This is a genomic window from Reyranella humidisoli, from assembly GCF_019039055.1.
Lineage (GTDB): Bacteria > Pseudomonadota > Alphaproteobacteria > Reyranellales > Reyranellaceae > Reyranella > Reyranella humidisoli.
Window position 1 is genome coordinate 153,742 of record NZ_JAHOPB010000003.1, and the last position, 15,278, is coordinate 169,019.

Here is a 15,278-nt window from a genome sequence, read left to right on the forward strand (position 1 = left end):
CCATCCCTGCCCGCGGTTTCAATTCCGCTGACGGCAATGGGGTCGACGCGAAGGCCTCTTGATCTGCGTCAAGGTTCCTTGGCCTTTGGGCTATAGCATTAATAAATTCGTAATGTGAGCTGCGGTGCTCACCGCCTTCCGGGAAGAGCTCGATGAGCAACGTGACAAGGCTGCCAACCAAGACCGGCGTGCCAGAAGCCGAGCGTCCAGTGCACTCAGTGCCAGCGAATGATCTCGTCGCAGCCGGCAAGCGCCTGCGCGACGCGGTCCCGCGGGCGAGCCAGGGCGTGTGGAAGCGGCACAAGGACCGGCCGGACCCGCTCGAGCTTCTTCAGGCCTCCGATGTCGGTCGCGTTCCTGAACTGATCCCGATTAAGTATGGCCGGATGCTGAAGTCGCCGTTCACGTTCTACCGGGGAGCGGCTGGCGTCATGGCCGCCGACCTCGCCACGACTCCCTCGATGGGGGTCAATGTCCAGGCCTGCGGTGACTGCCATCTGTTGAACTTTGGCGGATTCGCTACGCCCGAACGCAACATTGCCTTCGACATCAACGACTTTGATGAAACGCTGCCGGCTTCTTGGGAGTGGGACGTCAAGCGGTTGGTCGCCTCGTTCGTGCTGGCGGCCAGGTCCAATGGCCTGTCGAACTCGGCTGGTCGCGACGCGGCCGTGAACTGTGCCCGCAGTTATCGCGAGCGACTACGGGAAGTCGCGGAGATGAGTCCGCTGGAGGCTTGGTACGCACATATCAGTGCAGAGGATGTCATCGCCCGGCTCGACGACGCGGGTTTGAAGAAGCGCGTGCGGCGCCGGATCGATAAGGCACAGGAGGAGGGCGGATCGGACGTCGACTACCCGAAGCTGGCCGAAATGGTCGGCGGTCAGGTACATATCAAGGACCAGCCTCCGCTGATATTCCACGCCGATGCAACACGTGAAGAAGGCTTCCGAGATTTCCTGGACAAGGCGTTGGCCGAGTATCGGGAGACGCTCCCCGACGACCGGCGCGCGCTACTGGACCGCTACCGCCTTGTGGATGTGGCCATAAAGGTCGTGGGGATTGGCAGTGTCGGGCGGTACTGCTCCATTGGCCTGTTCATGTCCTCGTCCAATGAGCCTCTGTTTCTGCAGTTCAAGCAGGCTGTCGCATCGGTGCTCGAGCCTTACGCGGGCAAGAGCCTCTATAGTCACTCGGGCCAGCGCGTGGTTCAGGGGCAGCGCCTGATGCAATCCTCGTCAGATGTCTTTCTTGGCTGGTTGACGGGTCTCGAAGGCCGTCAGGTCTACGTGCGTCAGTTGCGTGACGCGAAGATCAAGCCACTCGTCGAAACGTTTGATCGCAGCATGCTGGCGATCTACGGCGAACTCTGTGGTTGGGCGCTGGCGCGGGCGCATGGCCGGGCCAGCCATCCGTGGCTGATCAGCGGCTACCTTGGTAGCAGCGATGCCTTCGACGTGGCCATGGGGAATTTTGCGGTTGCCTACGCCGACCAGGCCGAGCGCGACCACGCCGCCCTCAAGGCTGCCGTAAGTGCCGGCAAGATTCAGGTCCACGTTGAGGAAGACAGGTAGCCGTCGGCCTTGGGAGACGCCTTATGGCCGCATGTCGGATTTCAGCCGTTGTTGCGGCCCTATTGATTACCTCAGTAACCGGGGCATGTAGCAGTATTGGTCCATCCACCGTTTCACGGGATCGATCCGATTACAGCGCGGCGATTGGTGACTCCTGGAAGCAACAGACGCTGCTCAATATCGTCAAGCTGCGCTATGCGGATTTTCCAGTGTTCATGGAAATTGCGCAGGTGATCGCCGGCTACCAGCTACAGACTACTGTCGGTGCGGGCTTCACCGCGCAAAACTACTTGACCAATGCCGTAAATATTCCGGCCGCCGTCGGGGGCACTGCCGCCGTTGGCGCAACCTACATCGACCGTCCGACGATCATGTACGCGCCGCTGACGGGAAACGATTTCATCAAGAAGCTGATGACGCCAATCCCTCCCAGCGCCGTAATGTTCCTGTTGCAGTCTGGGTATCCTGCCACTCTGGTCATGCCGCTCGTGGTCGACTCGATCAATGGCATTGCCAATGAATCCAAGCGTTCTGCTATGAGCCGCCCCGGCGACCCGGAGTTTTCTCGCCTTGCGCAGCTCCTTTACGAATTGCAGCGCGCCAATGCGCTCCAGATCCGTGTTGAGCGCGCGAAAAACAATTCCGAAATCTCAATCGTCGGTTTTCCGCCCACCAATGTATCGCCCGACATCGCCGCAAAGATCGCGGAAGTAGGGCGCATCCTGCACCTTTCTGGGACGGGCCGGGTCCATCAGGTTCGCTATGGCGGCTGGTCGGGCAAAGGTGACGAGATCGCGCTAGTGACCCGCTCGATGCTGCAGGTCATGGTTGAGTTGGGTGTGCTCGCACAAGTTCCCGAAGACGACATTGCGGCAGGCAAGGCCGCACCCGGAGGGCCGCCACGCGCCGATGAACGGCCGTCGCTACTCAATATTGCGAGTGGAACTGCACCACCAGCTGAGGCGCATGTTGCCGTCCAGTACAAGGGACGCTGGTTCTGGATCGCGGACACCGACTTCCGCTCGAAGTCGACTTTCAACAGCGTAATGCTGCTCTTCGCGATTTCGGACGTCGGCGTGCGCTCGGCCCCGCCGGTCGTCACGGTGCCAGCCAATTGAAAAACCTCGTCGGGGACGCGATCCGCCCATCCGCCTTGGCAATCAACATGGTGCCCAAGGCGAATCAATTTTTTGCTATAGCGATCCAGTGCCAGCTGATTTGACGTGACGCAACCTCAAGTCATCACACGGCAAATGGGGGCTTCTTTGACCAAGGATAACCCTGTCGTGCCCGCACATAGCCATACTCAAACAGTTTCCGCATATAGCTTTGGTCGAAGGGTGCCGGCGACACGTCATTGAAATCGGTGCCGATGTAGGCAAGGTTGAAGTCGATGCCATCAGTTCGCGTCGTGTTATACATGCGCACCACATCGTTTATTCCACTGACGGTGATCATGGTGTCGATCGTCCGACCGATGATCCCCAGGGTCTGTCGCTTGGTGGTCGACCAGTTGGGATCGAGCCTGCCGTTGCGAATGATGTAAGCATCAACGGGAAGGACGCGCTGACGCGCCGCGGCGCGTTGACGGCGCTGCTGCGTCAGTGAGGGGGGATAGAGGAAGGCTTGGGCGAAAGCGCCGCCGTCCACATGCATCTCCTGATACGGCTTTCCGTCCAGAGTCACATCGAACATGGTCGGTGGAAATGCACCTGGGATCGCCGCCGAAGCGAGCAGGATGCGCGCTATGGTGTCCTGCGCGCGCGGATGGCCACTTGCTGCAATCGCGCCGATATTCCAGATGACTCCCTGCTGCGAGTCGAGGTCACTCGTGCCGATCAAAAGCAGCCGACCGTCGTTGTAAGCCTTGGCAAGATCAGCGACCATCTGCTGGTCAAGGTAACGGGACAGGGTAATGAAGAGTGGCGCATTGTCCGCTAGCGCATCGTCGTTGAGCGCCGCAATCAGTCCGCGCTCCCTCAGGACATCCTTAGCCGTGATGTTCGTATATACTTCGCGTAGCTTGGCGTCATAAGCGGTACCAAGGAACGCAAATGGCGCGGTCAGGGCTCCTGTGCTGATGCCCGTCACCCAGTCGAACACCGGACGGTCGCCGCGTTCGCTCCACCCACACAAAAGGCCGGCCCCGAAAGCCCCATTCTCGCCGCCGCCGGATACCGCCAGCATGTTGTACTCCGGCATATCGAACGGGGTCGCCACGCCAAAGAAGCGTCGCCGGCGCTCCGCTGCCTGCAACAACTCGTCCTGAGCGAGCTTCACATCGACAATGGGATGGAAACGCTCATTGGCGACGCCGAGCACGGTTGCGTGCGTCGCCTTCGCGCGTGGCACGGCGGGCCCACGTGGAACTTCGCCACAGGCCGACAGGCCGATCATCGCTCCGCTTCCGGCTAGTAGCCGGAAGGTGCTTCGACGTGTTTTTGTCATCCTGCCCCCTAGTTTGCGAGACTTCGTAGCTACCACCGTTGGGGCGGCCTTGATCTAGCTCAATGGAATGTTCGTTAGTGCGCTTGATCATACAGCTAACGATGCGGCGCGCGCTGGGTAGTCAAACACCGCCCAGTGGCTATCGGCGACCTGCGTGGATACTCAATCATTTCGGCTGCTCCGACTAAGATTAAGACAACGACTCGTGGCCACTCCGACACGCCAAGCGACTACTCCGGCGACAAGTCGACCTTCCGGCGGCATCGCGAGCCTTGGACCTCGCGGCGCGATGCCAAAAGCTGCGCCTGTCGCGGCCGGCTTTGACTTTAGTCAAACCGGCCCACGGCCGGACCCTTCACAATGGTCTCCCTTAGGGGAGGCACCGATGCGTACCATGGTTCTGTTGATCGCCCTGGCAGGCGTGACCTGCGGCTGCGACCAGTTCGACAATATGTCTTCCGGCCAGAAGGGCATGGTCACCGGCGCGGCGCTGGGGACCGGCATCGGCCTGGTGTCGGGCGGCAGCTTCGGGACCGTCGTCGGCGCGGGCCTGATCGGTGGCGCGGTCGGCTATGTCGGTGGCACGGCCATCGGCAACAAGAACTGAGCTGGAGGATCGTCGCATGACCAGCAGGACGCTTGCCGTACTGACCACGCTCGCCGGGCTCGCCGCCGGTTCCACCGCCGCGCTCGCCCAGACCGCGACCGTCACCTTCGACCAGGCGGCCTACGTCACCTGCCGCGAAGCCCACATCATGCCGCCGAACCAGCGCATCGCCCTCTCGGTGTTTCTCGCCAATCATGCGGCGCGGCAGCGTGGCGTCACGATCCCGGACGGTGACCAGGGTGCCCAGCTCGCCGGCCTGGTCCGCGGCGGCTGCACGCTTTCGCCGGATGCCTATCTTTTCGCGGTGATCGACCGGGCGATCGTCGCCGAGTCGAGCAGACTGCCGAAGCGCTGACGAGCCGGCGGGCCATACCGATGAAGACGATCCGCAGTGTACTGGCCGAGGCGCCGCTGGCATGGCTGCTTCTGGCCGTCCCGATTGCCGCCTGGATGCACCATGCCCGTCCCGACGCGCCGCTCCTGGTGTTCGGGCTCGCCTGCGTCGCCATCGTGCCGCTGGCCGGCCTGCTGGGCGTGGCGACGGAGAAGCTGGCGGCACGGCTGGGCGAGGGGATCGGCGGCTTTCTCAATGCGACGCTGGGCAATGCCGCCGAGCTGATCATTGCCCTTGTGGCGTTGCGCGCCGGCATGATCGACGTGGTCAAGGCGTCGCTCACGGGATCCATTATCGGCAACCTGCTGCTGGTGTTGGGTGCGGCCTTCTTGGCCGGCGGCCTGCGCCACAAGGTCCAGAGCTTCGCCACCATCGGCGTCCGCACCCAGATCGGCATGATGGCGCTGGCCGCCATCGCGATCCTGGTGCCGTCGATCTTCGCAGCCACGGGCTCGGGTGAGATGGCGAGCCGGTCCATCACTTACAGCATCGTCGTCTCGGCCGTCCTGCTGGTGGTCTATGCGCTCAGCCTCCTGTTCCTGCTGCGCACCCATGCCCACCTGTTCCGCGGCGGGGAGCCGGCGGCCGAAGGGGAGCATCACGGCATTCCGTGGCCCGTCTCCATGACGGTCGGCGTCATGACCGGCGTCACGCTGCTGATCGTCTGGATGAGCGAGATCCTTGTCGGGACGGTGGAACATGCTTCTGCCGCCCTGGGCCTATCCAAGCTGTTCGTCGGCATCGTGGTGGTGGCTGTCGTCGGCAATGCCGCCGAGCACAGCACCGCCGTTCTGGTCGCCATGCGCAATCGCATGGAAATGGCGGTCGGCATCGCCATCGGCAGCAGCACGCAGATCGCCCTCTTCGTGGCGCCGCTGCTGGTGCTGCTCAGCCTCTTCGTGGCGCCCGAGCCGCTCAGCCTGGCTTTCTCCGGCGTCGAGGTCTTTCTCATGCTTGCCGCCACCTTCGTCGCCTCCGTCCTGATCGTCGATGGCAAGTCGACATGGTTCACCGGCGTGCAGCTCATCGCTGTCTATCTGGTGATGGCGATCACCGTGTTCGCGATTCCGGCCTAGGCGGGGCGATGCTGCTGCAGTTCGTTGTCGGCGCGGCGGCCTGCGTGAGCAACATCGTCATCCACGCCCTGGTCATGCTCGTCCTGGTGCGCGTCGCTCAGGGCGTCGCCGCGAACCCGAGACGGTCGCCATCCCTGCTTCTGACCTCGACCATGGTGGCGACAGTCTCCGTCCTGATGATGGCGCACGGTCTCGAAGTCTGCGTGTGGGCTTTGACCTACGAGATAGTGGGGGCCGTGCCTGCTGGCGCCGATGTTCTTTACTTCGCCTTCGTGAACTACACGACGCTCGGGTATGGCGACGTCGTTCCCGTCGAGCGGTGGAGGCTCATCGGACCGACGACGGCGATGTGCGGGGTGCTTATGTTCGGCTGGTCGACGGCCGTGATCTTCGAGGTTCTGCGGCAGGCGCTATCGATCGTCTCGACGACGCCACGGCGAGGTATCAGGGCCGGAGATTGAGCCTCCCGGGCCCTGATCGCGCCTTTCGCGTCCGGATGGCGAGGGCCTGAGTTCCATGTTATCGTGCATGGTGAATGAGATTACGAACTTAGGTCGGCCGCCGGTTCTTGGAACGTCGCAAAGGACCAAGGCCGCCCTGAGTCTGCCCTGCGACGCCTGTATTGGCAGGACGCTGAATTTGTGCCGGCCGTTGGACGATTCGCGCCTGCAGCACATGCTTTCCCTCGGTGGCGTGCGGCACTGGAAGAGGCATGAAACGCTCTTTCGCGCTGGCGATCCGATGGGTGCTTTCTTCAAGATCCGCAAAGGCATCGTCGCGGTTTCGCACACGCTCGATGACGGCCGTCGCCAAATCGTGGCCTTGCGCGCGCCCGGTGATTGCGTCGGCTACCTCGACGAAAATGGTGCGTATGCCTTCGAGGGGGAGGCCCTGACCGACGTGGAGGCCTGCGCCTTCGATCGACGCAAGTTCGATGTCTTTGCCTCACAACACCCGGACCTGGCGGCGGCCCTCGCCGAGGCCCTGTCGAGCGCGTTGAAACAGACTGGTGTCCTGACACTTGTACTCGGGCAACTCCGGTCGACGGAGCGGGTGGCGCATTTCCTGGCCGCGATCAGCGCGCTCTATGCCGAGCGGCATGTGTCCGCGGCCCAACCCCTGACGCTGCACATGGGGCGGAACGAGATTGCGGACTATCTCGGCCTCACGATCGAAACCGTCAGCCGGTCGATCGGTAAGCTCAAGAGCCGCAACATCATCGCCCTGGTCGAGAGCGGCGAGGTCGTGATCCTGGATTTCAATCGACTTCGCGAGGCCGGCAAGGTGACGTCCTAGAGCTGTGCGCGGAGAGGTCTTCACAATCCGATCGCACCGGTGGTTTGATTTTGGTCAAGGACAGGCGTTGACCCGTAGCTGAAGCTTGCTGTCCTGGCATGCGATCCACTGGCCGGGCAGGCTTGGGAAGCAGCCGTACTTTCAACCCGAGGGGAGAGACCGACAATGACCCATTCATCCCGCCGTACCGCACTGAAGCTGATGGCTGGCGGCACGCTTGCCGCAACCGGTATGGCCGCGTTCGCCACGACGGCCTCGGCGCAGGAGTTCGTGGTCACCAACAACTACCAGAACTTCAAGCGCGGCAAGATCGACGGGCTGCATCCGGATCGCCGCGTCCTCAACATCACCTGGGAGGATATGGGACGCATCAAGATGCGCGCTGCCGACCTGGTCACCAACTACTCGTCGCTGCGCGAGGGCATGATCGTCGATTGCAACTACTTCGACTATATCGACGTGCTGATCGCCAAGAAGTCTCCGCAGACGGACGCTCAAGCCAAGTCTTTGATCGAGAAAGGTGCGCAACTCACCGGAATTCCAGGCGCGCGTGAGCCGATCCGCATGTGGAGCATGTCGGGCATGGTCACCCAGGTGTCGCCGGCCAGCGGTGGCCTGTCGATTATCAACGCGTCGAACGGCCGGCCGGAAGAGCCGTCGCCCAACAGCGGCGAGGTCATCACCCTGCCGCAGATCCAGACCGCGGCCGGCAAGCAGGCGCTGGGCACCCTGAAGCCCGGCGACATCGTCAACACGGTCTGGACCCACCAGACCGCCATCGCCGTGAAGATCATCCGCTAGGACGGCGGTCGCCGATTCAGGCGGCAGTGCCATAATGCCGGGCGTTGCAGACCATGCAGCGCCCGGTTCTTTGTGGAATGCTGTGCGAGCGGTTGACCAAAATCAAAGGCTGCATGGATTATCGAGGATAGCCTCTTCCCTTCACACCCATCGAGGTGCGTATGGCCAAGAAGAATGATGCCGGCACCGGCAATGGTCCGGACAAGTTGAAGCGCAAGGTCTACGAGAAGGAATTGCGCGAGCTGCAGGTCGAGCTTTGCCGCCTGCAGGAGTGGATCAAGGTCTCCGGCGAGCGCGTGATCATCGTGCTGGAGGGACGCGACGCGGCGGGCAAGGGCGGGACCATCAAGGCCCTGACCGAGCGTGTCAGCCCGCGGGTGTTCCGCGTCGTCGCGCTGCCGGCGCCGTCCGACCGCGAGAAATCGCAGATGTACGCCCAGCGCTACGCCGAGAAGTTCCCGGCCGGCGGCGAGATCGTGATCTTCGACCGCAGCTGGTACAACCGCGCCGGCGTCGAATACGTGATGGGCTTCTGTACGCCCGAACAGCACCAGCGCTTCCTCGAGATCTGCCCTATCTTCGAGAAATTCGTCATCGACGGCGGCATGCGGCTCATCAAGATCTGGCTGGAGGTCGGGCAGGAGGAGCAGGACCGGCGTTTCAGGGCGCGGATCGAGGATCCCGTGCGCCAGTGGAAGCTGAGCCCGATGGACGTCGAGTCCTACTCACGCTGGTACGACTACTCCCGGGCGCGCGACCTGATGTTCCAGTACACCGACTCCGAACACTCGCCTTGGCACATCGTCCATTCAGACGACAAGAAGCGCGCGCGCCTGAACGTGATCGCGCACATCCTGTCGCAGATTCCCTACAAGAAGGTCGATCGCGCCAGGGTGAAGCTGCCGTCGCGCTCCGACAAGCGCGCCTACGATGACCGGGCCTCGATCGCCGATCGTCGTTACGTCTCACAGAAATACTAGGCGTAAACACTTCATTTCATCCGGGGAGTTGAGGATGTCCAAGCTGCTGAGTGTCAAGGAACTGCACATAAAGCTTGCCGAAGCGGAGGGCGCCAAGGCGTCGGCTGCGCTGAAGGCTCAGGCGGCGGAAGAGGCCGAGAAGAAGGCCTTCATCGAGCACCTGCTTGCGCCGTCGGGATTGACCGACGAGCAGGCAAGCGAGAAGGCCTCGCTCATCATCGGCCGCGCGATGGACAACGGCCTGACTTCCGTCCAGGTGCTGCGCTTCCCCAACCATATCTGTACCGACAGCGGCCGGGCGATCAATCAGGTGGAGGAGGGCTGGGAGAAAACGCTCACCGGACTTCCCAAGGAAATCTACGAGTTCTGGAAGCGCAAGCTGCGGCCGCTCGGCTACCACATCCGCTATCACATCGTCGACTATCCAGGCGGCATGCCGGGCGATGTCGCGATCACGCTGAGCTGGGGATGATGGTGAATATCCATATCCAGTCGAGACGGGTATTCGTCGCCGGGATACTGGCGTCGCTGAGTTCGGCTGGTTTTGCCCAATCGGCGGGGAGCATCTTCGTCGGAACCTGGAAGGGCGACGTTCCCGGCATCGGCGAGGCCACCCTTATCGTCACCTCGATCGGTGCCGGCGGACGCGTGGAAGGCAGGATGGAGTTCGCGCCTCAGGGCTTCGTCTCGACCTTCGGCGACAAGCCTGACTCGATCAAGCGCATCAATCAGGGCATCGTTGCCGATGGCACGCTCACGATCGAAGCTGCGCTCGGCGGACGATACGTGCTCCGGCGCAATGGCGATGCGCTGAGTGGCCGATATATCCGGGGCACGACCATGGACGTGCCGGTGACCTTCAAGAAATCCTGACGGTCAGCCGCGCAGCGCCGCCCGTGTGTAGCGGGCGATCATGCGTTGCTCGTCGGTCGGCACGACCCAGGCCGATACGGCCGCGCTGTCGACGCTGATGCGGCCGTTGCCGGCGGCGTTGAGCGCCGGGTCGAGCTTCAGCCCAAGCCAGGCGCAGCCGGCGGATATCTCGGCACGCGTTGCGGGGTCGCGTTCGCCGATGCCGGCAGTGAAGACGATGCCGTCGACCCCACCCAGCGCGGCCGCGAGCGATCCGATTTCCCGGACGATGCGATAGACGAAAAGGTCGATGGCCTCGCGCGCTTCCGGCGCCGCCGAGGCGCGCAGGGTGCGCATGTCGGATGAGATGCCCGACACGCCCAGGAGCCCGGACTTGCGATAGAGCAAATCCTCGATGCCTGTGGCGTCGAGGCCTCGTTCCTTCAGCAGGTAGAGCAGGACCCCCGGATCGAGTGCGCCGGTGCGGGTGCCCATCATCAGCCCGTCGACCGCCGTGAACCCCATGGTGCTGGCGACGCTGCGACCGTCGCGTACGGCGCACAGGCTGGCGCCATTGCCGAGATGGGCAATGATCAGCCGGGACTTCGCCAGCTCCGGCTGGATCTCCTTCAGGCGGGCCATGACATAGTCGTAGGACAGGCCGTGGAATCCGTAGCGACGCACGCCGTCCGCGGTCAGTTCGCGCGGCAGGGCGAACTTCTGGGCGAGTGCCGGTTGGCTGCGATGGAAGGCGGTGTCGAAGCAGGCGATTTGCGGCAGGTGCGGGGTTGCTTTCAGAATCGCCGCGATGGGCGCCAGATTGTGCGGCTGGTGCAGTGGCGCGAGCGGCACGAGCTTCCGAAGCTCGGTGAGGACGGCTGCGTCGATCCGTGTCGGCGCGGCGTAGGCGGTTCCGCCATGTACGACCCGGTGGCCGAACGCCAGTACGTGCCGGCCGGACAGCAGCTCGCGCCCTGCGGACATGATCTCATCGGTAGCGCCATGGTGATCGAGCGTACCGTCCCGCCAGTCCTTCTCGGCGACGAGCGTGCCGTCCGCCTTGAATGCCTGAAGGCGGGGGCTGGTGCCGATGCCTTCGACCTGGCCGTGAAAGAGTTGCGTGCCGTCGTCATGGGCATCGTAGATCGCGAACTTGATGCTCGACGAGCCGGCGTTGAGGACGGCAATGCAGCCGATCTTGTCCATGCCTTGTTCCTCAGGCGACGATGTTCGTGCCGCCATCGACATAGACCGTACCGCCGGTCACGCGCTGCGCGAAGGGAGTGGCGAGATAGGCGCAGGTATAGCCCACGTCCATGATGTCCACGAGCTCGCCCAGCGGCGCCTTCTTCGCGGCCTCGTTGAGCAGCAGTTCGAAATCCTTGAGGCCCGAGGCGGCACGTGTCTTCAGCGGGCCGGGTGAGATCGCATGGACGCGGATGCGCTGGGGCCCGAGCTCGTAGGCGAGATAGCGGCAGGAGGCTTCGAGCGCGGCCTTTACCGGGCCCATGACGTTGTAGTTCGGCACGACGCGATTGGCGCCGTAGTAGCTCATGGCGAACATCGTGCCGCCGTCCTTCATCAGCGGTGCGGCGAGGCGCGACATGCGGATGAAGGAATGACAGGAAATGTCCATCGCCTTGGCGAATCCTTCGGCCGAGCAGTCTAGCAGGCCGCCCTGCAGGTCGTTCATCGGCGCGAATGCGATGGAGTGGACCAGTATGTCGAGCTGGCCCCATGTTTTGCCGATCCGGTCGAACACCGCTTCGAGCTGCCCCGGTTCGGCGACGTTCAGCTCGGCCGTAATCGGCGCCTCCAGCTCCTGCGCCAGGGGCTCGACATACTTGCGCGCCTTTTCGTTCAGCCATGTCACGGCGAGATCGGCGCCGGCCTCGCGGAAGGCCTTGGCACAGCCGTAGGCGATGGATTGGTCGTTGGCGATGCCGACGACCAGGGCCTTCTTGCCGGTGAGGACGGGACGGATCTGCTCGTTCATGTTTCCTCAGGGGATTACGGAAGCTGCACTCGCCCGTCGCGCCGCAGCGACGAGGCAGGCCACGGCACAGGAGGCGAGACGCGTCGTCACCGAGTCGGCCCGGCTCGTCAGGATGATCGGAACGCGGGCGCCCAGAACGATGCCCGCGGCATCGGCGCCGGCCAGGAAGGAGAGGCTCTTGGCCAGCATGTTGCCGGCCTCCAGGTCAGGCACGATCAGCACGTCGGCGCGGCCCGCCACCGGCGAGACGATGTTCTTGATGGCGGCCGCTTCGACGCTGATCGCATTGTCGAGCGCCAGGGGGCCATCGAGGATGCCGCCTTTGATCTGGCCGCGCTCGGCCATCTTGCACAGCGCCGCGGCATCGATCGTCGAGGCGACCTTGGCACTCACCGTTTCCATGGCGCTCAGGATCGCAACGCGCGGCTGGGTGACGTCCAGCGCATGTGCGAGGTCGATGGCGTTCTGGACGATGTCGACCTTGTCTTCCAGAGTCGGCGCGATGTTCACGGCGGCGTCGGAGATGATGAGCGCCTGGCCGTGGCCGGGCACGTCCATGACGAAGCAATGGCTGATGCGGCGCGCGGTCCGGATGCCGCTCGTCCGCGACACCACGGCACCCATCAGCTCGTCTGTATGCAGGCTGCCCTTCATCAGCGCCTCGGCGCGCCCGCAGCGCACCAGTTCGACCGCCTTGGCGGCCGAATCGTGACTGTGGGCCGAGTCGACGATCTCGAAGGATCCGATATCGAGGGATGCCTTGTGCGCGACGTCGAGGATGCGTGCCGACGGTCCGACGAGGATGGGCTTCAGGAGACCGTTGCCGGCTGCCTGTACGGCGCTCTCCAGCGAGACCGCGTCGCACGGATGGGCGACGGCGGTCAGCATCGGTGGATGCTTTCGCGCCACGGCAATCAGCCGGTCGTACTTTTCGTGCGGCTGTGCCGTCAGTGTCGTCACGTCAGATCCTCTCTGTCATCACCGCGAAGGGCGTGCCGCCGCGAAGAGCTGCTGCAGGTGGGCAAGGCGTTCGCGGCCCTCCGCCGACAGGTCGCCGGAAGCGCCGAGCACCTCCTCGACGACCTGCCACCCGCGTGCCCGTTGATCCGGATCGTCCGGCAGCAGGAACGGGATGGCCCGCACCGCACGCTCCTCGTCGAGATGCAGCAGCAGGTACTGATCGCGGAACAGCGTCTTCAGCTCGTCGAAGCTCAGGCGCCGGTTCGCAGGCTGCATGCGACGCACGGCCTGCAGCACGGAGAAACCGCGCTCGTCGACGGTCCGCTGCGGCAGGCGCACATGCATGATCGAACGGATCACCGCCTCGACGAGACCGCCGACCTCGAACATCTTCTCGAGATGAGCCCGCCAGTTCGCGGCGATGGCGTCCTGGGCCGGGTCCGTGCCGTGCTTGGCCGGCGCCGTTGTTTCTGCCGCCAGCCCCACCATCGCCTGGAGGGCCGGGGAGCCGTAGGTGCCGAGGAACATCGCTTCCGTCATGGCATCGCGTGTCAGCCGGTAGGTCTCCCAGCAGGTCGAGATCCAGGTGGACGCGACCTTCTCCATCGTGTGGAGGGGATTGTCCGGCGAGACCGGCTTGCGGCCGGCACGTACCGCCTCGGCCAGCGGCTTGACCGACGCCATGAAGGGATTGCGGTCGGAGAAGGCGGCGAACCGCATCCGGTGCGGATGGGTCTCGCGCAGCATCTTTGCCGATGTCTCGCTCGCCATCGCACGGACGACCGGCTGGGCAAACGTCCGGTAGAGGCCAGTGTTGATCTCCGAAACGCGCGCCGCGGCGGCGAATCGCCGGTCGTCTTCCTCGCTGTTCGCACCCAGCGCCCGGATGTCGTCGAGAGTGCGCGCTTCCAGGCGAAACAGGTGCTTGCCGTGGATCAGGCCGGGGTTGGCCGTCGTCTCGTCGATCTCCGTGATGACCGCCTCGTAGAGGCCGGGCGGCAGCAGGTCAATCATCTCCATGCAGGAGGCGAACTCGGCATGCTCCTTGGTTGCCACCTTGCTCGACACGAAGATGCCGAGATGGCCGATCGTCTGGTGCAGCGTATAGACGATGGTCTGTCCATTGGCGACGATCTGCTCTTCGTGGTCGTAGAGGTCGGTGACCCAGCCGAGCGCCTGCTGCGGCGGCGTGATGTTGTCGCCCCAGGAACACAGTACGATGATCGGCGAGCGGATGCTGCGCAGGTCGACGCGGGTACCGTCAGGCGTACGGATTTCGCCCCGGGTGAGCTTGTTGCCGACGAACAGATTGTCGGCGATCCACTGCATCTCGACGGCGTTCAGCGTCACCGGGCTGCCCCACCAGGTCTCGAAGTCGAGGAAGCGCGCGCCCTCGGTGTCGGCCCTGGCGTAGAGATTGTAGGGCTTCTCCCAGTAGGTGTTGGCCGGGTTGAGCGATTCGAAGTTGGCGACGAGATTGGCGCCGTCGAACGTGCCATGGCCGAGATCACCGGAGAGTGCGGTCAGCCAGGTGCCGCCCAGCGTGCCACCGAGATACCGCATCGGATTGCGGCCGCGAACGCCCGCCCAGTAGGAGAGCGGCGAGCCGGCCAGCAGGATCGGGCCGAACAGGTCGGGCCGGATGGCGGCCGTCATCATGAGCTGCCAGCCGGCTTGGCAATTGCCAATCACCACGGGCTTGCCTTCGGCATCCGGATGGCGCGCGGCGACGGCTTCCAGGAACGCCGCTTCGGCGACGCAGACATCGGCGATGGTCTGTTCCGGCATGGGCTTGGACAGGAAGCCCACGAAGTAGCAGGCGTGCCCGGCGGCGAGGGCGACGCCGATTTCGCTCTCCTGCTTCATGCCGCCGATGCCGGGCCCGTGCCCGGCGCGCGGGTCGACGATCACGAAGGGTGGCTTGGCGGGGTCGACGATCGCGCCCTCGGGAGGAACGATGCTGACGAGGACGTAGTTGACCGGGCGGGGCAGGGTACGCCCGTCCAGCACCACCTCGAAGGCGAAGCCCAGGACGTGCGGTGCATTCTCGGCGGCGCGTTCGACGAACGTGTTGCCACGCTCACGCAGGATATCGAGCGTGAGGATCGAGCGCTGCCAGGCGTCGATCCAGTATTCCTGGAAGAAATTGAGGCTGGCTTGATCTGCCATAACCGCACCCTCGGGTTCCTGAACGTCTCCCTCTGATCCACTTTATGCTGCACTGCGTCATTGACTTTGATCAAATGAAAGTTCGATGTCGGAACATGCCCTCGCGCCGCCGAGCCGGGCGCGGC

General features: G+C 63.8%; 16 protein-coding genes. 11 read left to right on the top strand and 5 right to left on the bottom strand.

Features of this window, described 5'->3' with window-relative positions; translation table 11 throughout:
* Nucleotides 1-152: 152 nt before the first annotated feature.
* Together KQ910_RS24210 and KQ910_RS24215 are read left to right on the top strand one after the other, a co-directional pair.
* The gene (locus KQ910_RS24210; RefSeq protein WP_216966155.1) at nucleotides 153-1,574 is read left to right on the top strand and encodes a DUF2252 domain-containing protein; all 1,422 of its coding nucleotides are present in this window, start codon (nucleotides 153-155) and stop codon (nucleotides 1,572-1,574) included.
* A gap of 23 nt (nucleotides 1,575-1,597) precedes the next feature.
* Nucleotides 1,598-2,692: a hypothetical protein gene (locus KQ910_RS24215; protein ID WP_216966156.1), complete on the top strand. Its 1,095-nt coding sequence runs from the start codon at nucleotides 1,598-1,600 to the stop codon at nucleotides 2,690-2,692.
* Nucleotides 2,693-2,816: 124 nt separating this feature from the next.
* Here KQ910_RS24215 and KQ910_RS24220 read toward each other — a convergent pair whose 3' ends face one another.
* Nucleotides 2,817-3,971, bottom strand: a complete 1,155-nt coding sequence (locus KQ910_RS24220) for a patatin-like phospholipase family protein (RefSeq protein WP_216966158.1) — start codon at nucleotides 3,969-3,971, stop codon at nucleotides 2,817-2,819.
* A gap of 436 nt (nucleotides 3,972-4,407) precedes the next feature.
* Between KQ910_RS24220 and KQ910_RS24225 the strand changes: the two genes are divergently transcribed.
* The 9 genes from KQ910_RS24225 to KQ910_RS24265 all read left to right on the top strand — a co-directional run bounded on the left by KQ910_RS24225 (nucleotide 4,408) and on the right by KQ910_RS24265 (nucleotide 10,049).
* The gene (locus KQ910_RS24225) at nucleotides 4,408-4,629 is read left to right on the top strand and encodes a YMGG-like glycine zipper-containing protein (protein ID WP_216966160.1); all 222 of its coding nucleotides are present in this window, start codon (nucleotides 4,408-4,410) and stop codon (nucleotides 4,627-4,629) included.
* Between the two features lie 16 nt (nucleotides 4,630-4,645).
* Entirely contained in the window at nucleotides 4,646-4,984 is a 339-nt protein-coding gene (locus KQ910_RS24230; protein ID WP_216966162.1) for a hypothetical protein, read from the top strand.
* A gap of 20 nt (nucleotides 4,985-5,004) precedes the next feature.
* Nucleotides 5,005-6,099: a calcium/proton exchanger gene (gene cax, locus KQ910_RS24235; protein WP_216966164.1), complete on the top strand. Its 1,095-nt coding sequence runs from the start codon at nucleotides 5,005-5,007 to the stop codon at nucleotides 6,097-6,099.
* 8 nt (nucleotides 6,100-6,107) lie between these two features.
* Nucleotides 6,108-6,560, top strand: a complete 453-nt coding sequence (locus KQ910_RS24240; protein ID WP_216966165.1) for a potassium channel family protein — start codon at nucleotides 6,108-6,110, stop codon at nucleotides 6,558-6,560.
* A gap of 190 nt (nucleotides 6,561-6,750) precedes the next feature.
* Nucleotides 6,751-7,395 carry a Crp/Fnr family transcriptional regulator gene (locus KQ910_RS24245; protein ID WP_216966166.1) on the top strand — a complete coding sequence of 215 codons (645 nt, stop codon included), beginning with the start codon at nucleotides 6,751-6,753 and terminating at the stop codon, nucleotides 7,393-7,395.
* Nucleotides 7,396-7,560: 165 nt separating this feature from the next.
* Nucleotides 7,561-8,196, top strand: a complete 636-nt coding sequence (locus tag KQ910_RS24250) for a hypothetical protein (RefSeq protein ID WP_216966168.1) — start codon at nucleotides 7,561-7,563, stop codon at nucleotides 8,194-8,196.
* Between the two features lie 161 nt (nucleotides 8,197-8,357).
* Entirely contained in the window at nucleotides 8,358-9,176 is an 819-nt protein-coding gene (ppk2, locus tag KQ910_RS24255; RefSeq protein ID WP_216966170.1) for a polyphosphate kinase 2, read from the top strand.
* Between the two features lie 34 nt (nucleotides 9,177-9,210).
* Nucleotides 9,211-9,648, top strand: coding sequence for a hypothetical protein (locus tag KQ910_RS24260; RefSeq protein ID WP_216966173.1), 438 nt, complete (start codon nucleotides 9,211-9,213; stop codon nucleotides 9,646-9,648).
* A complete protein-coding gene (locus tag KQ910_RS24265) occupies nucleotides 9,645-10,049 on the top strand; it encodes a hypothetical protein (protein ID WP_216966175.1) in 405 nt (134 codons plus the stop codon). Before KQ910_RS24260 ends, KQ910_RS24265 begins: the two co-directional genes overlap by 4 nt.
* A gap of 3 nt (nucleotides 10,050-10,052) precedes the next feature.
* On the opposite strand, the gene KQ910_RS24270 is transcribed toward KQ910_RS24265, so the two are convergent.
* The 4 genes from KQ910_RS24270 to KQ910_RS24285 are packed head-to-tail and all read right to left on the bottom strand — an operon-like array spanning nucleotide 10,053 to nucleotide 15,153.
* The gene (locus tag KQ910_RS24270) at nucleotides 10,053-11,234 is read right to left on the bottom strand and encodes an acetate/propionate family kinase (RefSeq protein WP_216966177.1); all 1,182 of its coding nucleotides are present in this window, start codon (nucleotides 11,232-11,234) and stop codon (nucleotides 10,053-10,055) included.
* 10 nt (nucleotides 11,235-11,244) lie between these two features.
* Nucleotides 11,245-12,024, bottom strand: coding sequence for an enoyl-ACP reductase FabI (gene fabI / locus KQ910_RS24275; protein WP_216966179.1), 780 nt, complete (start codon nucleotides 12,022-12,024; stop codon nucleotides 11,245-11,247).
* Between the two features lie 6 nt (nucleotides 12,025-12,030).
* The gene (locus KQ910_RS24280) at nucleotides 12,031-12,984 is read right to left on the bottom strand and encodes a phosphate acetyltransferase (RefSeq protein WP_369408440.1); all 954 of its coding nucleotides are present in this window, start codon (nucleotides 12,982-12,984) and stop codon (nucleotides 12,031-12,033) included.
* An 18-nt stretch (nucleotides 12,985-13,002) separates the two neighbouring features.
* Nucleotides 13,003-15,153, bottom strand: coding sequence for a DUF3141 domain-containing protein (locus KQ910_RS24285; protein ID WP_216966181.1), 2,151 nt, complete (start codon nucleotides 15,151-15,153; stop codon nucleotides 13,003-13,005).
* Nucleotides 15,154-15,278: the final 125 nt, after the last annotated feature.

Excerpts from the sequence above, each read along its gene's own strand:
- KQ910_RS24210 (WP_216966155.1), top strand. The coding sequence starts at position 153 with ATGAGCAACGTGACAAGGCTGCCAACCAAGACCGGCGTGCCAGAAGCC.
- KQ910_RS24215 (WP_216966156.1), top strand. The coding sequence starts at position 1,598 with ATGGCCGCATGTCGGATTTCAGCCGTTGTTGCGGCCCTATTGATTACC.
- KQ910_RS24220 (WP_216966158.1), bottom strand. The coding sequence starts at position 3,971 with ATGATCGGCCTGTCGGCCTGTGGCGAAGTTCCACGTGGGCCCGCCGTG.
- KQ910_RS24225 (WP_216966160.1), top strand. The coding sequence starts at position 4,408 with ATGCGTACCATGGTTCTGTTGATCGCCCTGGCAGGCGTGACCTGCGGC.
- KQ910_RS24230 (WP_216966162.1), top strand. The coding sequence starts at position 4,646 with ATGACCAGCAGGACGCTTGCCGTACTGACCACGCTCGCCGGGCTCGCC.
- cax (WP_216966164.1), top strand. The coding sequence starts at position 5,005 with ATGAAGACGATCCGCAGTGTACTGGCCGAGGCGCCGCTGGCATGGCTG.
- KQ910_RS24240 (WP_216966165.1), top strand. The coding sequence starts at position 6,108 with ATGCTGCTGCAGTTCGTTGTCGGCGCGGCGGCCTGCGTGAGCAACATC.
- KQ910_RS24250 (WP_216966168.1), top strand. The coding sequence starts at position 7,561 with ATGACCCATTCATCCCGCCGTACCGCACTGAAGCTGATGGCTGGCGGC.
- ppk2 (WP_216966170.1), top strand. The coding sequence starts at position 8,358 with ATGGCCAAGAAGAATGATGCCGGCACCGGCAATGGTCCGGACAAGTTG.
- KQ910_RS24260 (WP_216966173.1), top strand. The coding sequence starts at position 9,211 with ATGTCCAAGCTGCTGAGTGTCAAGGAACTGCACATAAAGCTTGCCGAA.
- KQ910_RS24265 (WP_216966175.1), top strand. The coding sequence starts at position 9,645 with ATGATGGTGAATATCCATATCCAGTCGAGACGGGTATTCGTCGCCGGG.
- KQ910_RS24270 (WP_216966177.1), bottom strand. The coding sequence starts at position 11,234 with ATGGACAAGATCGGCTGCATTGCCGTCCTCAACGCCGGCTCGTCGAGC.
- fabI (WP_216966179.1), bottom strand. The coding sequence starts at position 12,024 with ATGAACGAGCAGATCCGTCCCGTCCTCACCGGCAAGAAGGCCCTGGTC.
- KQ910_RS24285 (WP_216966181.1), bottom strand. The coding sequence starts at position 15,153 with ATGGCAGATCAAGCCAGCCTCAATTTCTTCCAGGAATACTGGATCGAC.